At 71.0% G+C, this 23,825-nt stretch carries 19 protein-coding genes; 17 read left to right on the forward strand and 2 right to left on the reverse strand.

Features of this window, described 5'->3' with window-relative positions; genetic code table 11:
* The first annotated feature begins 16 nt into the window (after window positions 1-16).
* The 8 genes from MICNX66_RS00860 to MICNX66_RS00895 all read left to right on the forward strand — a co-directional run bounded on the left by MICNX66_RS00860 (window position 17) and on the right by MICNX66_RS00895 (window position 9,465).
* Window positions 17-1,258: an ABC transporter substrate-binding protein gene (locus MICNX66_RS00860; protein WP_187662928.1), complete on the forward strand. Its 1,242-nt coding sequence runs from the start codon at window positions 17-19 to the stop codon at window positions 1,256-1,258.
* 67 nt (window positions 1,259-1,325) lie between these two features.
* A complete protein-coding gene (locus MICNX66_RS00865; protein WP_187662929.1) occupies window positions 1,326-2,231 on the forward strand; it encodes a carbohydrate ABC transporter permease in 906 nt (301 codons plus the stop codon).
* A complete protein-coding gene (locus MICNX66_RS00870; protein ID WP_187662930.1) occupies window positions 2,228-3,133 on the forward strand; it encodes a carbohydrate ABC transporter permease in 906 nt (301 codons plus the stop codon). The genes MICNX66_RS00865 and MICNX66_RS00870 overlap by 4 nt, the downstream gene beginning before the upstream one ends.
* 21 nt (window positions 3,134-3,154) lie before the next feature.
* Window positions 3,155-4,189 carry an NAD-dependent epimerase/dehydratase family protein gene (locus tag MICNX66_RS00875; RefSeq protein WP_187662931.1) on the forward strand — a complete coding sequence of 345 codons (1,035 nt, stop codon included), beginning with the start codon at window positions 3,155-3,157 and terminating at the stop codon, window positions 4,187-4,189.
* Window positions 4,189-5,274 (forward strand): dihydrodipicolinate synthase family protein, encoded by a 1,086-nt coding sequence (locus MICNX66_RS00880; protein WP_187662932.1) that lies wholly within the window; start codon window positions 4,189-4,191, stop codon window positions 5,272-5,274. The genes MICNX66_RS00875 and MICNX66_RS00880 overlap by 1 nt, the downstream gene beginning before the upstream one ends.
* On the forward strand, window positions 5,271-6,284 hold the full coding sequence (locus MICNX66_RS00885; protein ID WP_187662933.1) for a hydroxyacid dehydrogenase: 1,014 nt from the start codon (window positions 5,271-5,273) through the stop codon (window positions 6,282-6,284). Before MICNX66_RS00880 ends, MICNX66_RS00885 begins: the two co-directional genes overlap by 4 nt.
* Window positions 6,281-7,207: a GNAT family N-acetyltransferase gene (locus tag MICNX66_RS00890; protein WP_187662934.1), complete on the forward strand. Its 927-nt coding sequence runs from the start codon at window positions 6,281-6,283 to the stop codon at window positions 7,205-7,207. Before MICNX66_RS00885 ends, MICNX66_RS00890 begins: the two co-directional genes overlap by 4 nt.
* A gap of 104 nt (window positions 7,208-7,311) precedes the next feature.
* On the forward strand, window positions 7,312-9,465 hold the full coding sequence (locus MICNX66_RS00895) for a peptidase C14 (protein WP_187662935.1): 2,154 nt from the start codon (window positions 7,312-7,314) through the stop codon (window positions 9,463-9,465).
* 534 nt (window positions 9,466-9,999) lie between these two features.
* Here MICNX66_RS00895 and MICNX66_RS00900 read toward each other — a convergent pair.
* Window positions 10,000-10,842, reverse strand: coding sequence for an SDR family NAD(P)-dependent oxidoreductase (locus tag MICNX66_RS00900; RefSeq protein WP_187662936.1), 843 nt, complete (start codon window positions 10,840-10,842; stop codon window positions 10,000-10,002).
* An 8-nt stretch (window positions 10,843-10,850) separates the two neighbouring features.
* Window positions 10,851-11,501 carry a GntR family transcriptional regulator gene (locus tag MICNX66_RS00905; protein ID WP_060922906.1) on the reverse strand — a complete coding sequence of 217 codons (651 nt, stop codon included), beginning with the start codon at window positions 11,499-11,501 and terminating at the stop codon, window positions 10,851-10,853.
* Window positions 11,502-11,653: 152 nt separating this feature from the next.
* On the opposite strand from MICNX66_RS00905, the gene MICNX66_RS00910 reads away from it, so the two are divergent.
* From MICNX66_RS00910 to MICNX66_RS00950, 9 genes are all read left to right on the forward strand, one after another.
* Window positions 11,654-13,015: an MFS transporter gene (locus MICNX66_RS00910; RefSeq protein ID WP_187662937.1), complete on the forward strand. Its 1,362-nt coding sequence runs from the start codon at window positions 11,654-11,656 to the stop codon at window positions 13,013-13,015.
* A 132-nt stretch (window positions 13,016-13,147) separates the two neighbouring features.
* Complete coding sequence (locus MICNX66_RS00915) at window positions 13,148-14,683, forward strand: ABC transporter substrate-binding protein (protein ID WP_187662938.1); 1,536 nt, start codon at window positions 13,148-13,150, stop codon at window positions 14,681-14,683.
* Window position 14,684: 1 nt separating this feature from the next.
* Window positions 14,685-15,647 (forward strand): ABC transporter permease, encoded by a 963-nt coding sequence (locus tag MICNX66_RS00920; RefSeq protein WP_025104137.1) that lies wholly within the window; start codon window positions 14,685-14,687, stop codon window positions 15,645-15,647.
* Entirely contained in the window at window positions 15,640-16,488 is an 849-nt protein-coding gene (locus MICNX66_RS00925) for an ABC transporter permease (RefSeq protein ID WP_197971862.1), read from the forward strand. The genes MICNX66_RS00920 and MICNX66_RS00925 overlap by 8 nt, the downstream gene beginning before the upstream one ends.
* Window positions 16,485-18,248 (forward strand): dipeptide ABC transporter ATP-binding protein, encoded by a 1,764-nt coding sequence (locus MICNX66_RS00930; protein ID WP_187662940.1) that lies wholly within the window; start codon window positions 16,485-16,487, stop codon window positions 18,246-18,248. The genes MICNX66_RS00925 and MICNX66_RS00930 overlap by 4 nt, the downstream gene beginning before the upstream one ends.
* Entirely contained in the window at window positions 18,245-20,461 is a 2,217-nt protein-coding gene (locus tag MICNX66_RS00935) for a peptidase C14 (RefSeq protein ID WP_232089149.1), read from the forward strand. The genes MICNX66_RS00930 and MICNX66_RS00935 overlap by 4 nt, the downstream gene beginning before the upstream one ends.
* A gap of 34 nt (window positions 20,462-20,495) precedes the next feature.
* On the forward strand, window positions 20,496-21,884 hold the full coding sequence (locus tag MICNX66_RS00940) for a hypothetical protein (protein WP_187662941.1): 1,389 nt from the start codon (window positions 20,496-20,498) through the stop codon (window positions 21,882-21,884).
* A gap of 108 nt (window positions 21,885-21,992) precedes the next feature.
* Window positions 21,993-22,751, forward strand: a complete 759-nt coding sequence (locus MICNX66_RS00945; protein WP_187662942.1) for an SDR family NAD(P)-dependent oxidoreductase — start codon at window positions 21,993-21,995, stop codon at window positions 22,749-22,751.
* Complete coding sequence (locus tag MICNX66_RS00950) at window positions 22,748-23,824, forward strand: enolase C-terminal domain-like protein (RefSeq protein ID WP_187662943.1); 1,077 nt, start codon at window positions 22,748-22,750, stop codon at window positions 23,822-23,824. The genes MICNX66_RS00945 and MICNX66_RS00950 overlap by 4 nt, the downstream gene beginning before the upstream one ends.
* Window position 23,825: the final 1 nt, after the last annotated feature.

Here is a 23,825-nt window from a genome sequence, read left to right on the forward strand (position 1 = left end):
TACGCAAAGGAGCACCATGCGCGTCAGCAAGATCACCGGCGTCGTCGCGGGAGTCGCGGCCGCCACCCTGTTGGCCGGATGTTCGGCCGGCGGAGGCAACACCGCAGAGGGCGAGCAGGACATCACGGTCTGGCTCTACCCCGTCATCGCCGACGAGGCGATGCACAAGGACTTCTGGGACTCGACCATCGAGGCGTTCGAGAAGGAGAACGAGAACGTCAACGTGAAGTACGAGATCTTCCCGTGGGCGAACCGCGACGAGGCCCTGCAGACGGCGATCGCCGCCGGCAAGGGACCGGACGTCGTCTACCTCATCCCCGACCAGCTCGCGGCGTACCAGAAGTCGATCGCGCCGCTGAACGACCTGCTCAGCGAGGAGCGCCAGGGCGACCTGCTCCCCAACGTCAAGGAGTCGGTCACGCTCGGCGGCGACATCCTCGGTGCCCCGATCCTCACCAGCGCGCAGCCCCTCATCTGCAACGCGGCCGCGTTCGAGGCCGCCGGCGTGACCGAGTACCCGGAGACCTGGGACGACATCGCCGAGATGGCCCCGGCCTTCGTCGACAAGGGCATGTACGCCCTCAACTACCCGGCGTCGGCCGAGAACACCCTCAACCTCACCTACTACCCGCTGCTCTGGCAGGCCGGCGGGGAGGTCTACACCGAGGACGGCGAGGTCGGCTTCGACAGCAAGGCCGGCGAAGAGGCGCTCACCTTCCTGACCGACCTGGCCGAGGAGGGCGCTCTCGACCCGGAGGCCCTCACCACCAACGTCCCGCTGGAGCAGACCGCCATCGCCCAGGGCAAGGTCGCCTGCACCTGGAACAACGCCGTGACCGAGGTCGCGCCGTTCTGGGGCGAGGAGAACGTCAAGGTCCTCGCGCCGCTGACCGATGAGGAGTCCGTCGCCTACGGCACCGTCGGCTCGCTGTCCGTGCTCAAGGGCTCGAAGGCCCCCGAGGCCGCAGCCGCGTTCGCCGAGTTCGCGACCGGCGCCGACGTCGTCGAGCCGTACCTCAAGGCCGCCGGGTTCTTCTCGGCCCTCAGCACCACCGAGCCGCTGTACGCCGACGACCCGCTCCTCGGCGAGGTCGAGAAGTACGTCCCCGACACCACGGTGGGCGAGCTCGACGCCAGCTCCCGTGCGCTCATGGGCGTGCTCTCGCCGGAGATCCAGGCCGCCCTGCTCGGCCAGAAGTCCCCGGCCGACGCCCTGAAGGACGCCGCGGCCGCCGCAGCCCCGCTGCTGCAGAAGTGACACCCCGGGGGCGTGCGGGTACCCGCCGCACGCCCCCTCTCTCCGCCCCCCACGTGAGGAATCGACAATGACGACGGCCACCACGGCGCCGAAGCCCGCAGGACGGGTCGCCCGGGTGCTCGCCCGACGGGAAGCGCGCGTCGCATTCCTGTTCGTGCTCCCCGCCTTCCTGCTGTTCATCGCCTTCCGCTTCGGCCCGAGCATCGCGGGTGTGGCGCTGAGCTTCTTCGACTACGACATCTCCGGCGAGATCGCCTGGCGCGGCCTCGACCACTTCCAGCGCCTCGTCGCCGACCCGCTGTTCTGGCGGGCGCTGGGGACCACCCTCGTCTACACGGTCTTCGCCGTGCCGATCGCGCTCGTGCTGTCGACGATCATGGCCCTCGGCGTGCGCCGCGCCTTCCGCGGCGCCCGGTTCTTCCGCTCGATCTTCTTCCTCCCCGTCATCACCTCGCTCGTGCTGGCCGGCTCGATCTTCGTCTGGATCTTCTCCGCCAACGGTCCGTGGTCCGCCCTGATGACCCCGCTCGGCCTCGGCGGCTCCTGGCTCGGCAGCACGGTGCTCGTGATCCCCGCGATCGTCGTCGTCGGCGTCTGGTCCCGGTTCGGCTACGGGATGATGATCCTCATCGCCGCCCTGCAGGACGTGCCGCGCGAGCTGGAGGAGGCGGCGCTGGTCGACGGCGCGAACGCCTGGCAGCGCTTCCGGTGGATCATCCTCCCGCACCTGCGCCCGACGTTCTTCTTCCTCGCGGTGATCGAGACGACCGCCGCCTTCCAGGTCTTCGACGTCATCTACGTGATGACCCAGGGCGGCCCGGCGAACGCCAGCTACTCGCTCGTCTACATGCTCTACGACCAGGGCTTCCGCTACTTCGACTACGGCTACGCGGCCGCGGTGGGCGTGGCCCTGTTCATCATGACCCTCGTGGTCGCCCTCATCCAGCGCCTCGTGATCGGAAAGCAGAAATGACCGCCCTCCTGCAGCCGCCGACGCAGACGACGCCACCCGCGACGCGTCCCGCCGCGCGCAAGCGCCGCTCGTTCCGCGCGCTCGAGCCGACCGGCTGGGGCATCGCCGTCCGCTGGATCTGGCTGAGTCTCGCCGGCATCCTCAGCTTCTTCCCCTTCTATGCGATGGTCGTGCTGAGCCTGAAGCCGGGCATGGTCGTCGAGCTGCCCGGCTCGCTGATCCCCTGGAACGACATCTCCTTCGAGGCGTACGAGCAGGTGCTCGGCGGACAGAACATCCTCGTCTGGCTCTTCAACACGCTCGTCTACTCGCTCGTGTCGGTCGTGGCGGTGCTGTTCCTCTCCGCGCTCGCCGGATACGCCTTCGCCAAGAAGCGCTTCCGTGGCAAGGAGGTCATGTTCTGGTCGTTCCTGGCGATGGTCATGGTGCCGTTCCACGTGACGCTGATCCCGACGTTCATCCTCATGGCGAACCTGGGCGGCATCGACACGTACTGGGGCCTCATCCTGCCGACGCTCGCGAACGCGCAGGCCGTCTTCCTCATGCGCCAGTTCATCCAGGGCCTTCCCGACGAGCTGTTCGAGGCCGCCCGCATCGACGGCGCCGGCGAGTTCCGCATCTTCCTGCGGATCGTGCTGCCGCTGTGCAAGCCGATCCTCGCGACGCTCGGGATCTTCGTCTTCCTCTGGCACTGGAACGACTTCCTCTGGCCGCTCATCATCGCCAAGTCCAACTCGATGTTCACGCTCACCGTGGGCATCTCGTCGCTGCAGCAGCAGGATGTGCCGCTCAGCACCATGCTCGCCGGCTCCGTCGTGGCGCTGCTGCCGATCTTCCTCGCGTACCTCATCGCTCAGCGGTACGTGCAGGAGGGCGTCACCGGCACCGGGATCAAGGGCTGAGAAGAAGGGAACCGCACCACCATGACGCAGTACGCATTCGCCTCCGAGGCCGAGCTCGAGGAGGCGCTCGCCACCCCGAGCGAGGGGCTCGTGGCCGACCTCGCTCAGGGCTCCGGAGACCTCGTGATCCTCGGCGCCGGCGGCAAGATGGGCCCGACCCTGGCGATGCTCGCCCGGCGCGGCCTGGACGCCGCCGGCCGCACCGACGACGCGGTGTACGCGGTCTCCCGCTTCGGCGACGCCGCCATCCGCGAGCGCCTGGAGGCCGCGGGGGTGCGCGTCGTGCCGTTCGACCTCATCGAGAACGACGACCTCTCCGGTCTCCCCGATGCCCCGAACGTGGTGTTCATGGTGGGCGCGAAGTTCGGCGCCGCGACCAACGCCTCCTGGGCCTGGGAGGTCAACGCGGCTCTGCCCGACCGCATCGCCCGCCGCTACCGCGACAGCGCGATCTCGGTGCTCTCCACCGGGAACGTGTACCCGTTCGTCCCCGCCTCCTCCGGCGGCGCCGACGAGGAGACCACGCCCGCGCCGATCGGCGAGTACGCGCAGTCCTGCCTCGGACGGGAGCGCGTGTTCGAGTTCGGGGCGCAGGAGCGCGGCACCAAGGTCGCGATCATCCGCCTGAACTACGCCGTCGACCTCCGCTACGGGGTGCTCGCCGACATCGGCAGCGCCGTGCACGCGGGGGAGCCGGTCTCGGTCGCCACCGCCAACGTCAACGTGATCTGGCAGGGCTACGCGAACGAGGTCGTGCTGCGGAGCCTCGTGCACGCCTCCACCGGCCCCTTCGTGATCAACCTCACGGGACCGGAGCTGCTCAGCGTCTCCTCGATCGCCCACCGTTTCGGCGCCCTGTTCGAGCGGGAGGTCGAGATCGTGGACGAGCCGATGCCGACCGCGCTGCTCAGCGACGCCCGGCGCTGCATGGCCCTGTTCGGCTACCCGTCCGTCTCCGCCGAGGAGCTCATCCGCATGCAGGCCGGCTGGATCCGCGACGGACTGCCGATGATCGCCAAGCCCACCAAGTGGGCCGTGCGGGACGGGAAGTTCTGATGACCGACGCCGCTGCGCACACGGCGACCGTGCCGTCGCTGCGCCCTGAGGCCGCTGCGACCCTGGCCCGCGGCGCCGTGATCCCGGCCCATCCGCTCGCCCTCACCGCCGAGCGCACGCTCGACGAGCGGCGGCAGCGGGCGCTGTCCCGCTACTACCTCGACGCCGGGGCCGGCGGCCTCGCCGTCGGCGTGCACACGACGCAGTTCGAGATCCGCGACCCGGAGCACGCGCTCTTCGAGCCGGTGCTCGCACTGGCCGCGGAGGAGATGGACGCCCGCGGCGACGCGACCCTCGTGCGCATCGCCGGAGTGGCGGGCGACACCGCGCAGGCGGTCGCCGAGGCGGAGCTCGCCCGCTCCCTCGGCTACGACGCCGTGCTGGTGAGTCCCCGCGTCGCGGGTGCGGACGAGCGTGCCCTGCTCGACCGCGCCCGCGCCGTCGGCGAGGTGCTGCCGCTGGTCGGCTTCTATCTGCAGACCGCGATCGGCGGGCCCGTGCTCGACCGCGAGTTCTGGCGGGAGTTCGCCGCGATCCCGTCCGTCGTCGCCGTGAAGGCGGCGCCCTTCGACCGTTATCGCACGCTGGAGCTCGTGCGCGGCGTGGCCGCCTCGGGGCGCGCCGACGAGATCGCGCTGTACACCGGCAACGACGACGCGATCGTCGCCGACCTGCTCTCCGAGTTCCATGTCGACTCCCCGTCCGGGCGGCGCACCCTCCGGTTCGTCGGCGGGTTGCTGGGCCAGTGGGCCGTCGGCACGCATGCGGCCGTCGCGCTGCTGGAGCGTGTGCACCGAGCCCTCGCGGGAGACGCGGAGGCCTACCGGGAGGTGGGACGCCGTGCCTCGGACATGGTGGACGTGAATCAGGCCGTTTTCGATCCGGGCAACGACTTCCACGGGGTCATCGCCGGGGTGCACGAGATGCTCCGCCAGCAGGGCCTCCTCGAGGGCATCTGGTGCCTCGACCCGGCCGAGGGCCTCTCCCCGGGGCAGGCGGAGGAGATCGCTCGCGTCCGGCAGGCGTACCCGGAGCTCAACGACGACGCGTTCATCGCCGAGAACCTCGAGGCCTGGCTGCGATGACCGCGGGGACGGGCGCACCGACCGTGGTCGCGGTCGTCTCGGCCGAGCTGTTCGCGGAGTTCTTCTCGATGGACGACGCGGCGCGTCTGGAGGACGTCGCGGCGCGGCTCGGCGGGACGTTCGTGCGGGTGGACCGCCTCGCGGAGGCAGTGCTCGACGAGGCGCGCGTCGTGGTGACGAGCTGGGGCGTGGGTCCTTTCGACGACACCGTGCTCGCCACCCTCCCGAAGCTCGAGCTCATCGCGCACACCGGCGCCACGATCAAGCCCTTCGCCACCGACGCGCTGTTCGACCGTGGCGTGCGGGTGACGCAGGCCGGGGCGGGGATGGCCCGGTCGGTGGCGGAGGTGTCGCTGACGTTCACGCTCGCCCTGCTGCACCGGGTGCCGGAGATGCACGACGCCCTGCGCGTCGGCGACGGCTGGTGGGACGCGGACGCCGTCGGGGTGCAGCACGAGATCCTCGGGGCGCCCATCGCGGTCATCGGCGCCTCCCGGACCGGGCGGGCGTACCTCGAGCTGATCCGGGCGCTCAGCGCGCAGCCGCTGCTCGTCGACCCCACGCTCGACGCGGCCGAGGCGTCGTCCCTCGGGGCGGAGCTCGTGGCGCTCGACGACGCGCTCCGCCGCGCGCAGATCGTCGCCGTGCACGCCCCGACGCTGCCGGAGACGCACCACCTGATCGGTGCGCGCGAACTCGCCCTGATGCCGGATGGCGCGGGCCTGGTGAACACGGCGCGTTCCTGGCTGGTCGACGAGGCCGCCCTGCTCGCCGAACTCCAGCGCGGTCGGTTGAGCGCCGCGGTCGACGTGTTCGACGAGGAGCCGTTGCCCGTGGAGAGTCCCTTCCGCTCGGCCCCGCGGGTGCTGCTCACCCCGCACCGCGCGGCCGGGACCAGGGAGGGGCGGCTGCGGCAGGGGCGGATCGTGGCGGACGAGCTCGACGCCTTCGCCGCGGGGCAGCCCCTCGGACACGCCGTCCACCGCGACCAGCTCTCCTCGATGGCATGAGCGCCGTGCTCGTGCGGTCGGCGCGCGCGGAGGATCAGTCCGCCCTCGCTGCACTGTGGGCGGCCGCCTTCACGCCGCCCCTCGCGCCGGACCAGTGGCTGGTGGACGACGAGCGGCTGGATCACACGATCGTCGCCGCCGACGACGATGGCGTGTGCGGGTCGATCTACGGGTTGCCGAAGCGCCTGCGGGAGTCGGACGGCGGCGTGGCGCAGGTGCACGCGATCGGCAGCGTCGCGGTCGCCGAGCGGGCTCGCGGTCGGGGACTGGCCCGCCGGCTCGTGTCGGCCACCCTGGACGCGGCCGGTGACGCCGACTGGGCTCTGCTGTTCACCGGAACCCCCGAGGTGTACCGGTCGAGCGGCTTCACGACCTTCTCGATGCCCCGCACGATGGCCGGGCCGTGGGCGGCGTCGACGACGGCCGTGGAGCCCGCCTCGGTCGTGCGCGAGTCCGTGGGACTCGGCGTCCTCGGCCCGCTCCGCGAGGTCTACGAGCGTTCCCGCACCGCTGCGGTCGTGCTCGCTCCGGTGCGCAGCGACCGCGACTGGACGATGGCGGAGGTGCGGCTACGGGGCGCGACGCTGTACCGGCTCGCCGAGGCGGAGACGACCGTCGGCTACGCGGTGGCGGAGGTGCGCGACGGCGTCGGGCTGCTGCACGAGAGCGCGACCGATCCCACCGTGGCCGATCCTGCCGCGGTGCGTCGCACCCTGCTGGACGCCGTGGCCGCGGACTGGGCCGCGGCGGGCGTCCGCACCTGCGAGCTGGCCGCTCCCGCGCTCGCCGCGGAGGAACGCGCCGTCCGCGCGTTCGCTCCGGCGGCCGTGCGGCAGGACGACCGCACCGGGATGATCCGGCCGCTGCGCCGCGAGGCCCGGGTGGACGGCATCCGCCACTTCACGGCGGGCGACTACTTCTGAGCATCCGCTCGGAGAGCGCTGGGGATCGGGGACTGATCGGTGACCGCGATCCGGCCGAGGGCCGGACGCCTGACCGCGGCGAGGACGCCGCAAGGAGGATGAGCATGACCCAGCTGGACACCACCACGGAGACCGCGGCGATGCGCAGTCGACGGATGCTGCTCGCCGGTTTCGGCGCCGCCGCCCTGGGCGGGGTCGCCGCGATCGGCGCTCCCGCCGCCGCTCAGGCCGCGGGACCCGTCGTGCCGCAGGAGTCGTCGGGCTCGAAGAACGTCGCCCACGGAGGCCTCGCCACCGCTCTCGCGACGCGCAAGGCCAAGGACGGCGACCTCGTGCGCACGAGCGGCTACGCGACCCCTGGCGACGGCGGCGACGGGCTCTACCGCTTCGTGAAGAAGGACGCCCCCGCGACCAACGGCGGCACAGTGCTCGCGGGTCCCAAGGGCGGCGCCTGGGTGCTCGTGCACGACGGCACGGTCGACTTCCGGAAGTTCGGCATCATGGACGCCTCCGCGCCCGCCGACGACGCGCTCGACGCGATGGTGGGTGACGCCCGCGTGCGGCGCGTGGAGGCGCACACCGACCTCAACTTCGTCCGCCGCCATAAGTTCTCCCGGTCGAACATCGCCTTCGACTTCGGGAATCACCTGATGACGACCGAGGGCATCGAGAACGCCGGGAAGGACGACCCCTTCGCGGCCGTCATGTTCTTCCGCGGCGAGGTGACCGACGCGGTGCAGGAGGCGAAGCTCGGGGAGGACGTGCCCGACCTCGCCGACATCTTCCCCGTCGCCGACTCCTCGTTCTTCGCGGTCGGGGAGTGGTACGCCGCCGAGGTCAACGCGCTGTCGGGTCGCTGGGAGCGCGAGCTGCAGCGGCTGGTGCAGGTGACCCAGATCGTCGACGGTCGGCACATCCGCGTGAACTACAAGAACGGCTGGCCGCTCGGCAAGGACCGCACGATGACCTGGCGGCACGTGAAGCCGGTGCAGGACGTGACGGTGTCGAACCTGAAGTTCCTCGGCAAGGGGACGGACGAGTACACGGGGTCGCACCCGCTGGCCTTCGAGTACGCGGTGCGCTGCGACGTGGACCACATCGACGGCACGGCGACCTTCTGGCCGCTGATCCAGCGCCGGTGGAACACCTACTTCACCACGGAGAGCTGCACGCTGAAGAACCCGACCTCCGTCACGTGGGGTGGAGCCGGCTACCTGACGCAGCAGATCTACTGCCTGTACGGGTACGTCGCCAACTGCCACACCGCCAACGCCCGGCACCTCAACGACTTCACCGCGAGCGCCTACTGCCTCGTGGAGAACTGCCACGGCGACGGCGACGACCAGGGCCCCTTCGTCACGCACGGCCAGTACGAGCACGACCTCACCTACACGGGCAACTCCGGACTCATGACGTTCGCGAACTCCGGCGCCGCGTGGGGTTCGGCCGCGAAGCGCATCACCGTCCGCAAGCACGTGTGCTCGTGGTTCGTCGCGCGCGTGCGCATCACCGACCTGACGCTGGAGGACGTGCAGGTGATCGGCAAGCCATCGCTCTCAGGTTCCGGGATGCTGTGGATCAACGCGGACGGCGCGCAGCTGCGGGGCTGCACCGCGTCGGACACACTCGTCATCACCCAGGCCTCCGACAACTCCGCACGGCCGACCGTGATCGCCGACTCGCACTTCACGTTCGTCGCTCCCGGCGAGCTCACCAATGCGACGGTGAAGACGCCCGTGACCTTCGTCGACACGGTGCTCGACCGGGTGGGCGGCATGAAGATCAATGGGCCGGGGGCGGTCACCTTCCGCGGCTCGACCCTCACCGCGGCGGACGATGCCGCGCCCATCGCCTCGGCGACGGCGAAGCTGCGCGTCGAAGGCTCCACGCTCCGGAACGCCCGCATCGCGGCGGCATCGAAGGACCGTCAGGTCGTCGAGATCGCGGGTTCCGAGGTCTCGGCGAAGGGTGGGACGACGGTGTCGCGGTCGGGCGCGGGCGAACTTCATCTGACGCTCTCCGACAGCACCTTCCGCGCGGAGGGGGCGACCACGCACGTCGCCGTGACGAGCGGCGCGACCCACTACCGCGCGGTCGGCAACCGGTTCGAGGGCGGCGCCCTGGAGCTCCGCGACGACGCGTTCGGGGCCGGCTCGACGCTGCTGCACACCGGCAACGTGGAGGCCGGCGTCACCCGCACGGCGTTCCCCGGCGAGGGCGACCGCGTCGTCGACACCGCCAACCTCGTCGTCGGCTGACCCGCCGGGCACGACTTCGGAGCTGCGGCGCGACCCGCCGCCTCCCCGGCCCCGCCTACGGCGTGTCGCCGGGGGTCTCCGAAGTCGTGCCCGGGCGGCGCAGCGGTGGGGCTGCTTGTCGCCGGTGTGCTCACCACGGGTGCCACGGTGGCGGCAGCAGGCGGACCGGCGCCCCAGTCGGTCCAGGCCGTCTGGAAGCCGATTCCGGCCGATGGCTCCGGGGGCAACCAGTCGGGTTGCGTCCTGCTGTCCGGATGCTTCGGCGGATGAGGGCCGCGATGAAGGGCCTGTTGGTCACGGTCGTTCTCGCGACGGGGTGGTGGTCGCGGCAAGTGCGGCGCCGGCGCCCACGGTCGTCCAGGCCGACTGGAAGCGCACCATCATGGCAGGGTGAGTTGATCCCCCGGGCATAACTCCGGAGATGCGGCGCGATCCGCCGCCGCCTCGGCCCCGCCTACGGCGTGTCGCCGGGGTTCTCCGGAGTTGTGCCCGGGCGGCGCCGGGGGCTGTCCGGGTTCAGCGGGACTGACCTCCTCAGGCCTCGGACACACCCACGAGCTCGGCGCTGCGCCGCCAGAGGGCCTCGGCGAGAGCGGGATCGTTCACCTGCGGGTTCACGCGGGTGCTGAGGACGCGCTCGTCGTAGTAGCCGCCGGAGATCCAGGTCTCGCCTGGCGTGCCCTCCAGGAACCAGCGCAGCGTCGCGCCACCGCGGTCGCTGCCGATGAGGACGAGGCGGCGCAGCGGGGTGCGGTAGACGAGGCGCATGATGCTCGACGACTCGGCGGCGAAGTTCGTCGCCACGGTGCCGGGGTGGAAGGCCACGGCGCTGAGCCCCTGCGCATGGAACTTCTCGTGCAGGCTCTTCGCCATCAGGACGTTGGCGAGCTTGGCGTCGCCGTAGGCCTTGTTCGGGGAGTATCGGCGGGTGTTGTCGAGATCGTCGACGTCGAGATGCCCGAAGAGGCGGTGGGCGACACTGGAGGTGTTCACGACCGCGCCGCGCGCGGCGAGGAGTTGCGGGAGCAGGAGGTTCGTCAGCAGGAACGGGGCGAGGTGGTTCACCTGCATGGTCTTCTCGTGCCCGTCGACGGTGGGGGTGCGGTCGCCGAAGATGCCGCCGGCGTTGTTGGCCAGCACGTCGATGCCCGCCGCGCCCACGGCGTCCGCGAGCTGCGCGGCGAGGGTGCGCACGTCGTCGAGGCGCGCGAAGTCGGCAGTGAACCACTCCGCGCCGGCCTCCTCCGCCACGGCCCGCATCTTGTCGGGTGAACGGCCCACGAGGAGCAGGCGGTGCGGGGATCCGGCGAGCTGGCGGGCGGTGGCGGCGCCGATCCCGTCCGAGGCTCCGGTGAGGACGATGGTGCGCGCGGCCACGGCGGCGCTCACTCGGCCGACGGCGTGATGCGACGGACGGCCCTGGTCACGTGCTCGGCGATCACGGCGCGCGCCTGCTCCGGATCGCCGGTCGCGATGGCGTCGACGATCTGCTGGTGACTGCGCACGTGCTCCTCCTGCTCGGCGGGGTCGAGCGCGGAGTTGGCCGCCTGGATGAACCCGGCGATCCGGCCGCGGAGCTGGGCGCTGAGCTCGTCGAGGAACCGGTGCTCGGCGAGGTCGGCGAGGGTCTCGTGGAAGAGGCGGTCCTGGCGCAGGACCTCGGCGACGTCGCCCGGCGCCGCAGCCGCCATCGCCTGGATGATGGCCTCCAGCCGGGCCGCCGACTCGTCGTTCCAGCGTTCCTGCACCCGGATCGCCATGAACTGCTCCAGCACGATGCGCAGGCTCGAGATCTCCTCCAGGTCCTGCGCGCTGAGCTGGGCGACGCGGGCGCCGCGGCGGGGCTCGCGGGTGATGAGGCGCTCCTCGGCGAGCCGGGTCAGGGCCTCGCGCACGGGGATGTGGCTGACACCGAGACGGTCGGCGAGCTTGCGCTCCACGAGGCGCTCGCCGGGGGCGAGTTCTCCGGAGTGGATCGCCGCCCGGAGCTCGTCCGTGACCTGCTCGGCGATGTTCTGATCCGACACGCTGCGCATCCGGGGCCCTTCTCGATCTCGCGCGGCCCGGTGCTCGTCGAGCGGGGGCTCCTTCGCTCGGTCGATGCTATGGCATGAGGCCGGGACTGGACAGGATCCGCGCAGTGCTAGATGCTATAGCAAAACCCGAAACCGATGACGAAGGAGTTGTCATGTCCGGCAGAGAGACGCTCGCGCAGGCGCGCGCCGCGGAGGACGCGGTGGGAGCCGCCGCCATGAAGAAGGCGATCTGGAGGCTGGGTCCGTTCCTCGGACTGCTCTACCTCGTCGCCTACATCGACCGGAACAACGCGGGCTTCGCGAAGCTGGAGATGACCGCCGCCCTCCAGATCACCGAGGCTGCCTTCGGGTTCGCGGCGGGCATCTTCTTCATCGGCTACCTGCTGTTCGAGGTGCCGAGCAACCTGCTGCTGGAGAAGTTCGGCGCCCGCAAGTGGATCGCGCGCATCATGATCTCGTGGGGCATCGTCGCCGCGCTGACCGCCTTCGTGCAGGACGCGACGCAGTTCGCGATCGCGCGCTTCATCCTCGGGATCGCGGAGGCCGGATTCTTCCCCGGCGTGCTGCTCTACCTCACGCTGTGGTTCCCGCGGCAGTACCGCACGCAGGTGCTCGCCGTCTTCGTGCTCTCGAACCCGATCGCCAACGCGGTCGCCGCGCCGCTGTCCGGCTGGATGCTGGAGCTGCACGGGCTGTGGGGGCTCGAGGGCTGGCAGCTCGTCTTCCTACTGCAGGGCGTCCCGGCCGTGCTCCTCGCGTTCGTCGTGTTCTTCTGGCTCCCCGACCGCCCCCAGGACGCGCGCTGGCTGAACCCCGCCGAGCAGCGCTGGATCACCGACACGCTCGCCGCCGAGACCCAGGCGACCGAGCAGCGGCACGGACGTCTTCGTCTCGGCGAGGTCTTCCGCAACGGGCGCCTCTGGACGCTCATCGTGCTCTTCTTCGGTGTCGTGTTCGGTGCGTACGGGCTGGGGATGTGGCTGCCGACCATCGTGAAGAGCATGGGCGACTTCTCGAACTCCACCACCGGGTGGCTCGTGGCGCTGCCGAACCTGTGCGCCGCCCTCGTGATGCTGCCGTGGGAGCGCGCCGCCCGGAAGCAGGGCAACATCCCGCTGCAGATCGGCATCACGCTCAGCATCACCGCCCTGTCGCTCATCGCGGCGGTCGCGGCGCAGGGCACACCGGTGCTCGCGCTCGCGGCGCTGTGCGTCGGGATGTCGGCGCTCTTCTCGACCACCCCGCTGTTCTGGAGCCTGCCGCCGATGGTGCTCACCGGCACGGCGGCCGCGGCCGGCCTCGCCTTCATCAACTCGGTCGGCAACCTCGCCGGCTTCGCGGGACCCTACGCGATCGGCTGGATCAGCGAGACCACGGGGTCGGCGGTGTGGGGCCTGCTCCTCATCTCGGGGCTCACGCTGCTCGGGGCGACGATCGCCTTCGTGCTCAGCCGCCGCACGGACTTCACGACGGCGCCCGACCTCGGCGTCGAGGCGTCCACCGCCCGGCGATGACCGGGCCGGGTCGGCGGTCGTGACGAGAACGTGACCCCGCCGGCCCGGTTCGCTCTAGACGCCTCTCCGCTTTTGCTACATGCTATAGCGCAACACCCTTACCCGAAGCACCACCCGACCTTGGAGGCACCCATGTCGCGTCGTCGTGTTCGGCTCGGCGGAGCAGCAGTGCTGCTGACCGCCGCGCTCATCACCGCTGGTTGCAGCACCTCATCCACCCCCGACGGCCAGGCGCAGGAGGGCGGCACGCTCACCGTCGCCGCCGCGCAGGGCATCCCGCAGCTCAATCCCGCCATCCGTACGTTCGCGTGGGAGGAGGTGCTGTTCCCGCTGCTGTGGAACGGCCTCACCACGACCGACGAGTCCGGCGAGGTCGTCGGCGATCTCGCCGAGAGCTGGGAGGCCTCCGATGACCAGAAGACCTGGACGTTCACCCTCCGCGACGGGGTGACGTTCTCGAACGGTGAGGACTTCACCGCCGACGACGCCGTGGCCGCCTTCGACTACTACCTCGACCCGGAGACGGCGACGCAGGAGAAGAACAAGATCTCGATGGTCACCGACGTCGCCGCGCCGGACGAGAAGACCGTCGTGGTGACGCTGTCCGAGCCCATCGCGACCTTCCCCGCGGGCATCGTCTGGGTGAAGATGATCGACGTCGACGCGCTCGACACGATCGACAAGGAGCCCATCGGCACCGGGCCGTACGTCGTGGACGCCTTCACGCCCGACGACAGCCTCACCCTCGTCCCCAACCCGGAGTACTTCGGCGAGGCGCCGGCGCTCGACGAGATCACGATCGTGAAGGCCGCCGAGTCCACCGCCGCCGTCACCGGCCTCCGCTCCGGCGACATCGACGTGCTGTGGTCGGTGCCGCAGGGGGATGTGGCGGGTCTGGAGGGCGGCGACATCGCCCTGGTGAAGCCCGAGAACCCGAGCCAGTGGCCCTCGTGGGAGATCGACACGACCTCGCCGCCCTTCGACGACGTGCGCGCCCGGCAGGCCCTGGCCTACGCGATCGACCGCGAGGCCATCCTCGACGCCGCCTACTACGGCCAGGGCACGGTCTCGCCGACGAACAACGCGCTCGGCGAGGTGAACCCGTGGTTCGGGGGCGAGCTGACCGACTACTCCTACGACCTGGACAAGGCGAAGGAGCTGTTCGCCGAGGCCGGGGTGACCGAGGGCAGCACGCTCACCTGGTGGGGCGTGGCCGGACAGTACCCGGAGTGGAACACGAGCGGCGAGATCCTGCAGGCGAGCCTGAAGGAGATCGGCATCACGCTGAAGATCGACAACAACGACATCGGCACCTGGGTCGACGCGTTCTACCCCGCGGGCAAGAGCTACCCCGGGTACATCGTGCCGAACTTCCAGTCCACCCCGCCCGAGCCGGCCTACTCGCTGAACTTCTACCTGGAGGGGCGGTGCGAGTGCAACTGGGTCGACCCCGACTTCCAGACGGCGTTCGCCGACGCCGTCGCCGAGCCGGACGAGACCGCGCGGGCCGAGAAGTGGGGCACGGTGCAGACCATCATCAACGAGCAGGTGCCGCTCATCGTGCCGCTGCAGTCGACGGTCGTCACCGCCACCAGCACGGCGGTCGACGGTGTGTGGGTCGAGGGCGGCGGACAGCTGCACCTCGAGGGCGCGCAGCTGAAGGGCTGACGTGGTCCTCTCCGTCCTCCGGCGGGTGGCGATCAGCATCGCGATGCTGATCGCCACCTCGCTCCTCGTCTTCGTCGTGCTCCGGCTGCTGCCGGGCGACCCCGTCATCACCCGCCTCGGCTCGACGCCGGGCGTGGATGCCGAGACCATCGCCCGGCTCCGGGAGGAGGCCGGCCTCGACGCCCCCGTCATCGAGCAGTACCTGCGGTGGATCGGCGGCGTCTTCACGGGCGACTTCGGCCAGTCCTACTTCAACCAGTACTCGGTGACGGAGCTCATCGCGCAGCGCCTGCCCGCGACGCTGGAGCTCACGCTCATCGGGGTGCTGCTGGCCGTGCTCATCGCCACCCCGGCTGCCGTGTTCGCCTCACTGCGTCCGCTCGGCGTGGTCGACAGGGTGCTCACCGCGATCTCGACCGCGGGCATGGCCCTTCCGCAGTTCCTCATCGGCATCGTGCTCATCGTCGTGTTCGCCGTGCAGCTCAAGGTGCTGCCGGCCCGCGGCTACACGCCGTTCGCGGAGGACCCAGCCGAGAACCTCGTGCGCATGATCCTCCCCGGCCTCACCCTCGCCTTCGCGGCGGCGCCGCTGCTCATGCGCTTCCTCCGGGCCTCGATGGTCGAGGTGCTGGACGCCCCCTACATCCGCACCGCGAAGGGCAAGGGACAGTCGGCGAGTGGCGTCGTGCTCGGCCACGCGCTCCGCAACGCCCTGATCCCCGGACTCACCATGCTCGGCCTGATCGTCGGCTACACCCTGGGCGGCGTGGTGATCGTGGAGTACGTGTTCGGCGTCCCCGGACTCGGCTCGCTCGCGATCGACGCGGTCTTCAAGCGGGACTACGCGGTGCTGCAGTCGGTCGTGCTGCTGATCTCCGCGATGTTCATCCTCACCACGCTCATCGTCGACCTCCTCTACGGGGTGCTCGATCCGCGTCTTCGTGCAAGGAGCAGCCGTGGCTGACACCCTCACCCTCGCGCTGCGCTCCGCGCGCCCCCGTCGGCGGTTCGCCGTCGCCTCCTGGATCCCGCTGGGGCTGCTGGCGATCATCGTCCTCGCCTGCGTGCTCGCCCCGCTCCTGGCCCCGTACGACCCCGCGGCCCAGTCGTCCGACCGGTTCGCCGGTCCCTCGGCCGCGCACCTCTTCGGGACCGACGAGCTGGGCCGCGACCTCTTCAGCCGCGTGCTCTACGGCGGCCAGCTCACCGTGTTCATCGCCGGGGGCGCGACGCTCGTGGCCATGGTCCTCGGGATCGCCTGGGGTATGGCGGCGGCGTTCGGACGCGGCTGGGTCGATGAGATCCTCATGCGTCTCGCCGACACGGTCATGGCGATCCCGCAGATCCTGTTCGCGCTCGTCTTCATCTCCGCGTTCGGCGCCGACCCCGTCAAGCTCGCCGTCATCATCGGGGTGCTCCTCACGCCGACCACCGCGCGGCTCGTGCGGTCGTCGGTGCTCAGCGAACTGCAGGAGGACTACTTCACGGCCGCTGTGGCGTTCGGCTCGACCCGGCGCCGTCTGCTCTTCGCCGAGGTGCTGCCGAACGCCAAGGGGCCGATCGTCGTGCAGGCGGCCATCAACGCCGCCAACGCGATCCTCCTGGAGGCGTCGATGAGCTTCGTCGGGCTCGGCATCGCGCCGCCCGAGGCCACCTGGGGCACGCTCGTGCAGCAGGGCTACCAGAAGATGTACCAGTCCATCGGGTACGTGCTGTTCCCCGCCCTGTTCATCTTCGTCACCATCTGGCTGCTCAACGTGCTCGCCGACCAGTTCGGCGGCGATCGGAAGGGGAGGGGCCGATGACCGACCTCACGCCCGTCCTGCAGGTGCAGGATCTCACCGTCTCCTACGGCGACGTCATGCCCGTCCAGGGCATCACGTTCGCGGTGCGGCCCGGTGAGCGCATCGGCCTCGTCGGCGAATCCGGCTCCGGCAAGTCGCTCACGGCGCTGTCGATCATGCGGCTGAACGACGGGGCGACCCTGGGCGGCAGCATCCGGCTGCGCGACCGCGAACTGCTCACGCTGAGCCCGCGGGAGATGACCCGCGTGCGCGGAGGCGAGATCGCGATGGTCTATCAGGACCCGATGTCGTCGCTGAACCCGGTCCGCACGATCGGGCACCAGCTCGTGGAGGCGATCCGGCTGCACGACCGGGTCTCGGCGGCGGCCGCCCGCGCGCGGGCCGTCGAGCTGCTGACCGAGGTCGGGGTGCCGCTGCCCGAGGAGCGTCTGGGCCAGTACCCGCACGAGTTCTCCGGCGGGATGCGGCAGCGCGTCATGATCGCGATGGCCATGTCCTCCCGGCCCGCCGTGCTCATCGCGGACGAGCCGACCACGGCCCTCGACGTGACGACGCAGTCCCGGATCATCGACCTCCTCGATCGGCTCGCGGAGGACCACGGGACCGCGGTCGTGCTCATCACGCACGACCTCGGCGTCGCCGCCGGGTTCTGCGAGCGCATCCACGTGATGCGGCACGGGCGCGTGGTCGAGGAGGGGCCGGTCGACCGCATCTACACGGCCCCGGAGCATCCGTACACGCAGGCGCTGCTCGGCGCGGTCGTCGACCTCACGGTGGACGTGCAGCAGCCCATCCGCACCGCCGCGGAGGTGCTCGAACGCGGGACGGAGCCGCTCGCCGAGGCCGGGTCGATCAGCGCGGTGGATCGGGCGCGGGAGTCCGGCGACGTGCTGGTGGACGTGCAGGGCGTCTCGAAGGTGTTCACGCTCGGCTCCGGGCGCCGGGTGACCGCGGTCGACGACGTGTCGTTCCAGATCCGGCGCGGCGAGACGGTCGGGCTCGTCGGCGAGTCGGGCTCCGGCAAGTCGACCGTGTCGAAGGCCGTGCTCGCGCTCGGCGGCATCGACGGAGGCACGGTCGTCTTCGACGGGCAGCGCCCGCACGACCTCCGCGGCGAGGAGCTGCGGCGGCTGCGCAAGCGCATGCAGATGGTGTTCCAGGACCCGTTCTCGGCCCTGAACCGGCGGCAGACCGTCGCGCAGATCATCGAGGCGCCGCTGCGCGCCCACGGCATCGGCACCCGGGCCTCCCGCGCCGAGAAGGTGCGCGAGACCATGCACCGCGTGCGTCTGGACGAGGAGTTCGCGCACCGGCTGCCGCGCTCGATGTCCGGCGGGCAGTGCCAGCGCGTGTCCATCGCCCGGTCGCTCGTGCTCGAGCCGGAGTTCCTCGTGCTCGACGAATCGGTGTCGGCGCTCGACGTGTCGATCCAGGCGCAGGTTCTCAATCTGCTGCGGGAGCTGCAGGCGGAGCTCGGCCTCACCTACCTCTTCATCAGCCACGACCTGGCGGTGATCCGGTACATGTCCTCGACGGTCGCCGTGATGCAGCAGGGCCGCATCGTCGAGATCGGGGCGCGCGACGCGCTCTTCGCGAACCCGCAGCACGAGTACACGCGCGGGCTCATGGCGGCGATCCCCATCGCCGACCCGGTCCTCGAGCGCCGACGGCGCGCGGAGGCCGCGGCGCTCTGGCAGGCCCAGGGCGGGCAGACGGGCGCGGTCCCTGCCGCGCTCGCAGGACGAGGAGGACGACGATGACCACCATGGATCAGGAGACGGGGCCCTCGACGGACGCCGCGGGCGCCGGCGCGGCGGTGCGGTCGACCGGCCGCCGCGCGCTCATGGCCGGGCTCGGCGCGGTCGCGCTCGGCACGGCGGGCGTTCTCGCGAGCACCGCACCGGCGCAGGCCGCGCCGGTCGCCGCCGGCGCCAAGGACGTCACGCGAGCGGAGTCCGTCGCCGACCTGGCCCGTCTCCGCGCCCGCAACGGCGAGGTGGCGGTCGTCGCCGGGTACCGGAAGCCCGGCGACGCCGGACTGCTCGTGTACGTGGGCAGCGAGAACGCGAAGACCAAGGTCAACGGCGGCACCGTGATCGCGGGGAAGCACGACACCCGGTGGGTGCTGCAGCACGACGGCACCGTCGACTTCCGGGTCTTCGGTATCACAGGACCGGAGAAGCCGGCCGACGATGCGCTCGCGGCGATGGTGAACGATCCCCGCATCCGCCGCATCGAGGCGAGCACCGACCTCCTGTTCCGGCGTCGGCATCGCTTCACCCGGTCGTACGTCGAGATCGACTTCGGCGGACACGTCATCACGACGGACGGCATCGAGAAGAACACCCACGACAACCCGTTCGGTGCCGTGATGTTCTTCACCGGAGTGCCGAAGGACGTCACGGTCGAGCACGCGCTGGCCGAGGCCTGGCCGGAGTTGACCGACGCGGTCGCCGTGCCGGACGCGTCCCGGTTCCCCGTGGACTCGTGGTGGGCGGTGCAGTGCGACCCCGTCGCCGGAGGAGGGGCTGATGAGCGCGAGCTGCAGCGGTTCGTGCAGGTGACGCAGCAGATCGACGGCACCCACATCCGCATCGATTACCTCAACGGCTGGCCGCTCGACACGGGGCGGAAGCTCATCTGGCGGCAGATGGCACCGGTCGCGGGCGTGCGGATCGCGAACATGCGGTTCCTCGGTGCCGGTCCCTTCGACGGTCCCACCGACGGCTCCTTCCCCGACTCTCGCGAGCTCACCGGCTCCCACCCGATCGCCTTCGAGTACGCGATCCACTGCGACGTCGCCGACGTGCACGCGAGCCGCACCTGGTGGCCCGTGATCATGCGGCGGTGGAACACGCACTTCACGACGGAGCGCTGCTCGGTCGAGAACCCGCCGACGGTGTTCTACGGCGGTGCGGGGTACCTGACGCAGCAGATCTACAGCCTCTACGGCCGGGTGAGCGACTGCACGTCGTCGAACGCCCGGCACCTGAACGACCTCACCGCCAGCGCCTACTGCCTCGTCGAGAACTGTCATGGCGACGGCGACGACCAGGGCGGCAATCCCTTCACCACGCACGGCCAGTACGAGCACGACCTCACCTTCATCGGCAACTCGGGGCTGATGGACATCGCCAACTCCGGCGCGCAGTGGGGCACGGCCGCCAAGCGCATCACGGTGCGCGATCACGTCTGCTCCTGGTTCGTCGCCGGGACGAAGATCAGCGATCTGACGCTGGAGAACGTACGCGTGATCGGCCGCTCGACCTTCGACCCGCAGGCGACCATGACCATCAACGCCGACGGTGCGCAGGTGCGAGGGTGCACCGCGGGACTGTTGGCGATCGGCCAGCGGTCGCAGCGCTCGTCGCGGCCGACCGTCATCCAGGACTCCACCTTTGCGCTGCCCAAGGATCAGGTGCTCGTGCAGACCCCGGTCACGGCTCCCGTCCGCTTCGTGGACTGCACGATCACCGGGATCGACGGGGTCAAGGCGCGCGGGTCTGGGCCGGTCGAGTTCGTGGACTGTCGTCTCAGCGGCCCGGCGGCCGGCGCCCCGTTCGAGGTCGGCGCATCGAAGGTGACGATCCGCGGCGGATCCGTGCGCGACGTGCGCCTGACCGCGACAGCGGTGCGGGATCAGCTCATCGCTCTGGACGGGGTCGAGCTGTCCACGGAGCGCGCGGACGGGGCTCTGCTCAGCAGGGCCGCAGGCGCCGGCATCGTCACCTGGCGGGTGAGCGGGGTGACCTCGACAATGCCGAAGGGCGCTGCCCACCTCGACATCGGCGCGGGCGTCAATCACGCCCGCGTCACCGGCAGCCAGTTCGTCGGCGGACGACTGCGGCTGGCGAACGGTTTCGCCGAGCCGTCGACGCTGCTCTACAGCGACACCGTCGAACGCGGCGTCGAGACCGCACTGCCGGAAGCCGGACCGCGCGTCGTCATCGCGGACGTGCTGGCGAGCGCGTGACGGACGGCATCATGGACATCAGGGAGGACCACGCGTGAACGACACCGCAGCGGCGACGCACCTCGGAGACCGCATCCGCATCCCCCGCACACGGGCGCGCATCGGCGTCGCCCGGCGCGACATCACCCCGCCCGTCGGCATCCGCGCCAAGAACTGGGGACCGGCCGACTGGGAGCGCTCCGAGGGGGCGCACCGGCCGTTCGAGCTGACCGCGCTCACGGTAGTGGCCGCGGACGAGCGGCCGCGGGTGCTGCTCGCGGTGGACGGCACGTGGTGGCGTCGAGTGGCCGACGAGCAGGGCGTGCGCGGGGCGATCCTCGACGGTCTGGGCCTCGAGCCCGATCAGCTCATGCTCTCCCTCTCGCACACCCACGCGGGGGCCGTGCTGTGCGCCGCGGACGCGCATCTGCCGGGCGGCGAGCTCATCCCCGGGTACCTGGAGGCTCTCGCTGCCGCGGGTGTCGCGGCCGGGCGCGAGGCGCTGGAGACCGCGCGACCGGGACTGATCGAGTGGACCACGGGCACCTGCACCCTCGCGGCGGAGCGGGAGCTCGACCTCGACGGCCGCGCGCTCGTCGGCTACAACCCGCAGGGCACCGCCGACGACACGGTGACGATCGGCCGGATCAGCATCGACGGAGAGGTGCGGGCGACGCTGGTGAACTACGCCTGTCATCCGACGACCCTGGCCTGGCAGAACCGGGAGGTGTCGCCGGACTACGTCGGCGCGATGCGCGAGATCGTGGAGGCCGCCACCGATGCACCGTGCCTGTTCGTGCAGGGGGCCTCGGGCGAGCTGGCCCCGCGGGAGCAGTACACCGGCGACGTCGCGGTGGCCGACCGGCACGGACGTTCACTCGGGCACGCGGTGCTCGCGGCGCTGGACGGGCTTCCGGTGCCGGGCGAGGAGCTGACGCTGGACGGGGTCGTGGAGTCGGGTGCTCCGCTCGCGATCTGGACCGGGACTCCGGCGGACGGCGGCGAGGAGGCGGCGGGAGTCGTCTCGTCGGTCGAGCTGCCGCTGCGCGACCTGCCCACCCTGGACGAGCTCGCCGAGGAGTGGAAGGACATCGACCCCCGGTCGCGGGAGGAGCGTCTCGGACGGGCCCGGAACCTCCGCGACGGCTACATCGAGGGGCCGACCGTGTCGCATCCGGTGTGGGCCTGGCGGCTCGGTGACGCCGTGATCCTGGGGCATCCGGGCGAGGCGTATTCCCGGCTGCAGACGACACTGCGGGAGCGGTTCCCGGAGACGCCGATCGTGGTCATGAACCTCACGAACGGTCCGGGCTTCGTGTACCTCCCGACCCGCGAGGCCTACGACCGCGGTGCCTATCAGTCCTGGCAGACGCCCCTGGCCCCCGGTGCCCTGGAGCTCCTGGAGGCCCATGCCGTGTCGTTGGTGGCCGGACTGCGGGGGTAGCCCCTTTCGAATCGCCCACTTTGCTCCATATCCGGCCGAAATCGAACCAGTTGCGCGATTCGAACCGGATAGAGTTGCTATAGCAAATCCCCGAGGTAGAGGAGAGACATGACCGCGCGCCCCGTCGCCATCGTCACCGGAGGCTCGGCCGGCATCGGCTGGGAGATCGGACAGCGACTCTCCGCGGACGGCTACCTCGTCGTCGCGACCGACCGAGTCCCCGGGCTCACCGCGGGTGAGAACCCCGCCGAGATCCTGTGGCGGGAGCTCGACGTCACCGACCACGCCGCCGTCGACCGGGTCTTCGGCGAGATCGAGGCGGAGCTCGGGCCCATCGAGGTGCTCGTGAACAACGCCGGGATCCAGCGGCACCGCGGGATCGAAGACCTCACGTGGGATGAGTGGTCCACGGTCGTCGACGTGAACCTGCACGGGGTGTTCTCCGCGCTCCAAGCTGCAGGGAAGCGGATGCTCGACCGGGGCGAGGGCCGCATCGTCAACATCTCGTCCATCTCCTCGCGAGGCTCCGCGGGGCGGGCGCCGTATGCCACGACCAAGGCCGCCGTCATCGGCCTCACCTCCACGGCCGGAGCGGAGTGGGCGTCGCGGGGCGTGCGCGTCAACGCCGTGGCGCCCGGCTACGTCGACACCGGGGTGTTCCGGCAGGGCGTCGAGCAGGGGACGCTGAGTCTCGACACGATCCTGTCCCGCATCCCCGCGAAGCGCCTGGCCGACGCGAGTGAGATCGCCGCGGCCGTGAGCTTCCTCGTGTCGGACCAGTCGCGCTACATGAACGGTCAGACGCTGTACGTCGACGGCGGCTTCATGGTGGACTACGGCGTGCCCCTCGCGAAGAAGCCCGAATGACCACCGTCGCCCGGATCGACACGGCCACGGCGGTCCTCCCCCTTCCGGCACCGCTGCAGCTCGGTGCGATGACGGTCACGCGACGGGAGTATTCCGCGGTGCAGGTGACGGCGGACGACGGCACCACCGGGGTCTCCTACTGCCTATCGCGCGAGGCCCCGATGGCGGAGATCCTCGAGCGCCTGGTGGCTCCGCACGCAGTGGGGCTCGACGCCGACGACCCGGCGGCCGCGTGGGACCGGATGCTCCGCGGCAGTGCGATCGTCGGACGGGTGGGGCTCGTGCGGCGGGCGATCGGTCTCGTCGACATCGCCCTGTGGGACATCGCGGCCCGTCGTGCCGGCGTGCCGCTGTGGACCCTGCTCGGCACCGGTGACGCCCCGCGGGAGGGGATGCTCGTCGCCGCGTATCCCTCTCCGCAGCGGACGCCGCGGGAGGTCGCCGATGAGGTGCTCGCGCAGGCGGACGGCTGGGCGCAGGTGAAGATCTCCCGCATTCCCGATCCGGCATACATGCGCGAACTGCTCGCGATCCTCGGCGCCGAGCTGCCGTCCGCGACCGGTCTCGTCGTGGACGTGGGCTTCGGCTGGCCCGATGCGGAGGCTGCAGTGGCGGAGGTCGCGCAGTGGGGCGACCCGCGCCTGGCCTGGCTGGAGGACCCGCTGCTCCCCGAGGACGCGGCCGGCGTGGCCCGGATCCGCCGGGAGACCGGATTGCCGGTGGCGGTGGGCGACGAGGTGACGGACCCCGCCGTGCTCCGGGCTCTCGTGGAGGTCGGCGAGGTCGATGCCCTCCGCCTCGACGTCGTCGCGATCGGCGGCATCACGCCCGCCAGGGAACTCATCTCCTGGGCGGCAGAGCGCGGCGTCCCGGTGTCCGGACACGTGTACCCCGAGGTCACGGCGCACCTCGGCATCCAGGTGGAGACCTTCGCCCGCGGGGTGAATCCCTACGACCCCGCGCCCTCGTTCGTGACGGGCGGTCCGGAGTTCGCCGGGACCGTGACGCCGCCTGCAGCTCCGGGGCTCGGCTTCGGCCTCGATCCCGCCGTCTTCCGATTCGAGAGGGACTGAC

The sequence above is a fragment of the Microbacterium sp. Nx66 genome (assembly GCF_904066215.1).
Taxonomy (GTDB): Bacteria; Actinomycetota; Actinomycetes; order Actinomycetales; family Microbacteriaceae; genus Microbacterium; species Microbacterium meiriae.

Coding starts and splice junctions, on each gene's coding strand:
- MICNX66_RS00890 (WP_187662934.1), top strand. CDS start 6,281: ATGAGCGCCGTGCTCGTGCGGTCGGCGCGCGCGGAGGATCAGTCCGCC.
- MICNX66_RS00945 (WP_187662942.1), top strand. CDS start 21,993: ATGACCGCGCGCCCCGTCGCCATCGTCACCGGAGGCTCGGCCGGCATC.
- MICNX66_RS00915 (WP_187662938.1), top strand. CDS start 13,148: ATGTCGCGTCGTCGTGTTCGGCTCGGCGGAGCAGCAGTGCTGCTGACC.
- MICNX66_RS00870 (WP_187662930.1), top strand. CDS start 2,228: ATGACCGCCCTCCTGCAGCCGCCGACGCAGACGACGCCACCCGCGACG.
- MICNX66_RS00950 (WP_187662943.1), top strand. CDS start 22,748: ATGACCACCGTCGCCCGGATCGACACGGCCACGGCGGTCCTCCCCCTT.
- MICNX66_RS00885 (WP_187662933.1), top strand. CDS start 5,271: ATGACCGCGGGGACGGGCGCACCGACCGTGGTCGCGGTCGTCTCGGCC.
- MICNX66_RS00880 (WP_187662932.1), top strand. CDS start 4,189: ATGACCGACGCCGCTGCGCACACGGCGACCGTGCCGTCGCTGCGCCCT.
- MICNX66_RS00930 (WP_187662940.1), top strand. CDS start 16,485: ATGACCGACCTCACGCCCGTCCTGCAGGTGCAGGATCTCACCGTCTCC.
- MICNX66_RS00935 (WP_232089149.1), top strand. CDS start 18,245: ATGACCACCATGGATCAGGAGACGGGGCCCTCGACGGACGCCGCGGGC.
- MICNX66_RS00905 (WP_060922906.1), bottom strand. CDS start 11,501: ATGCGCAGCGTGTCGGATCAGAACATCGCCGAGCAGGTCACGGACGAG.
- MICNX66_RS00895 (WP_187662935.1), top strand. CDS start 7,312: ATGACCCAGCTGGACACCACCACGGAGACCGCGGCGATGCGCAGTCGA.
- MICNX66_RS00875 (WP_187662931.1), top strand. CDS start 3,155: ATGACGCAGTACGCATTCGCCTCCGAGGCCGAGCTCGAGGAGGCGCTC.
- MICNX66_RS00910 (WP_187662937.1), top strand. CDS start 11,654: ATGTCCGGCAGAGAGACGCTCGCGCAGGCGCGCGCCGCGGAGGACGCG.
- MICNX66_RS00865 (WP_187662929.1), top strand. CDS start 1,326: ATGACGACGGCCACCACGGCGCCGAAGCCCGCAGGACGGGTCGCCCGG.
- MICNX66_RS00860 (WP_187662928.1), top strand. CDS start 17: ATGCGCGTCAGCAAGATCACCGGCGTCGTCGCGGGAGTCGCGGCCGCC.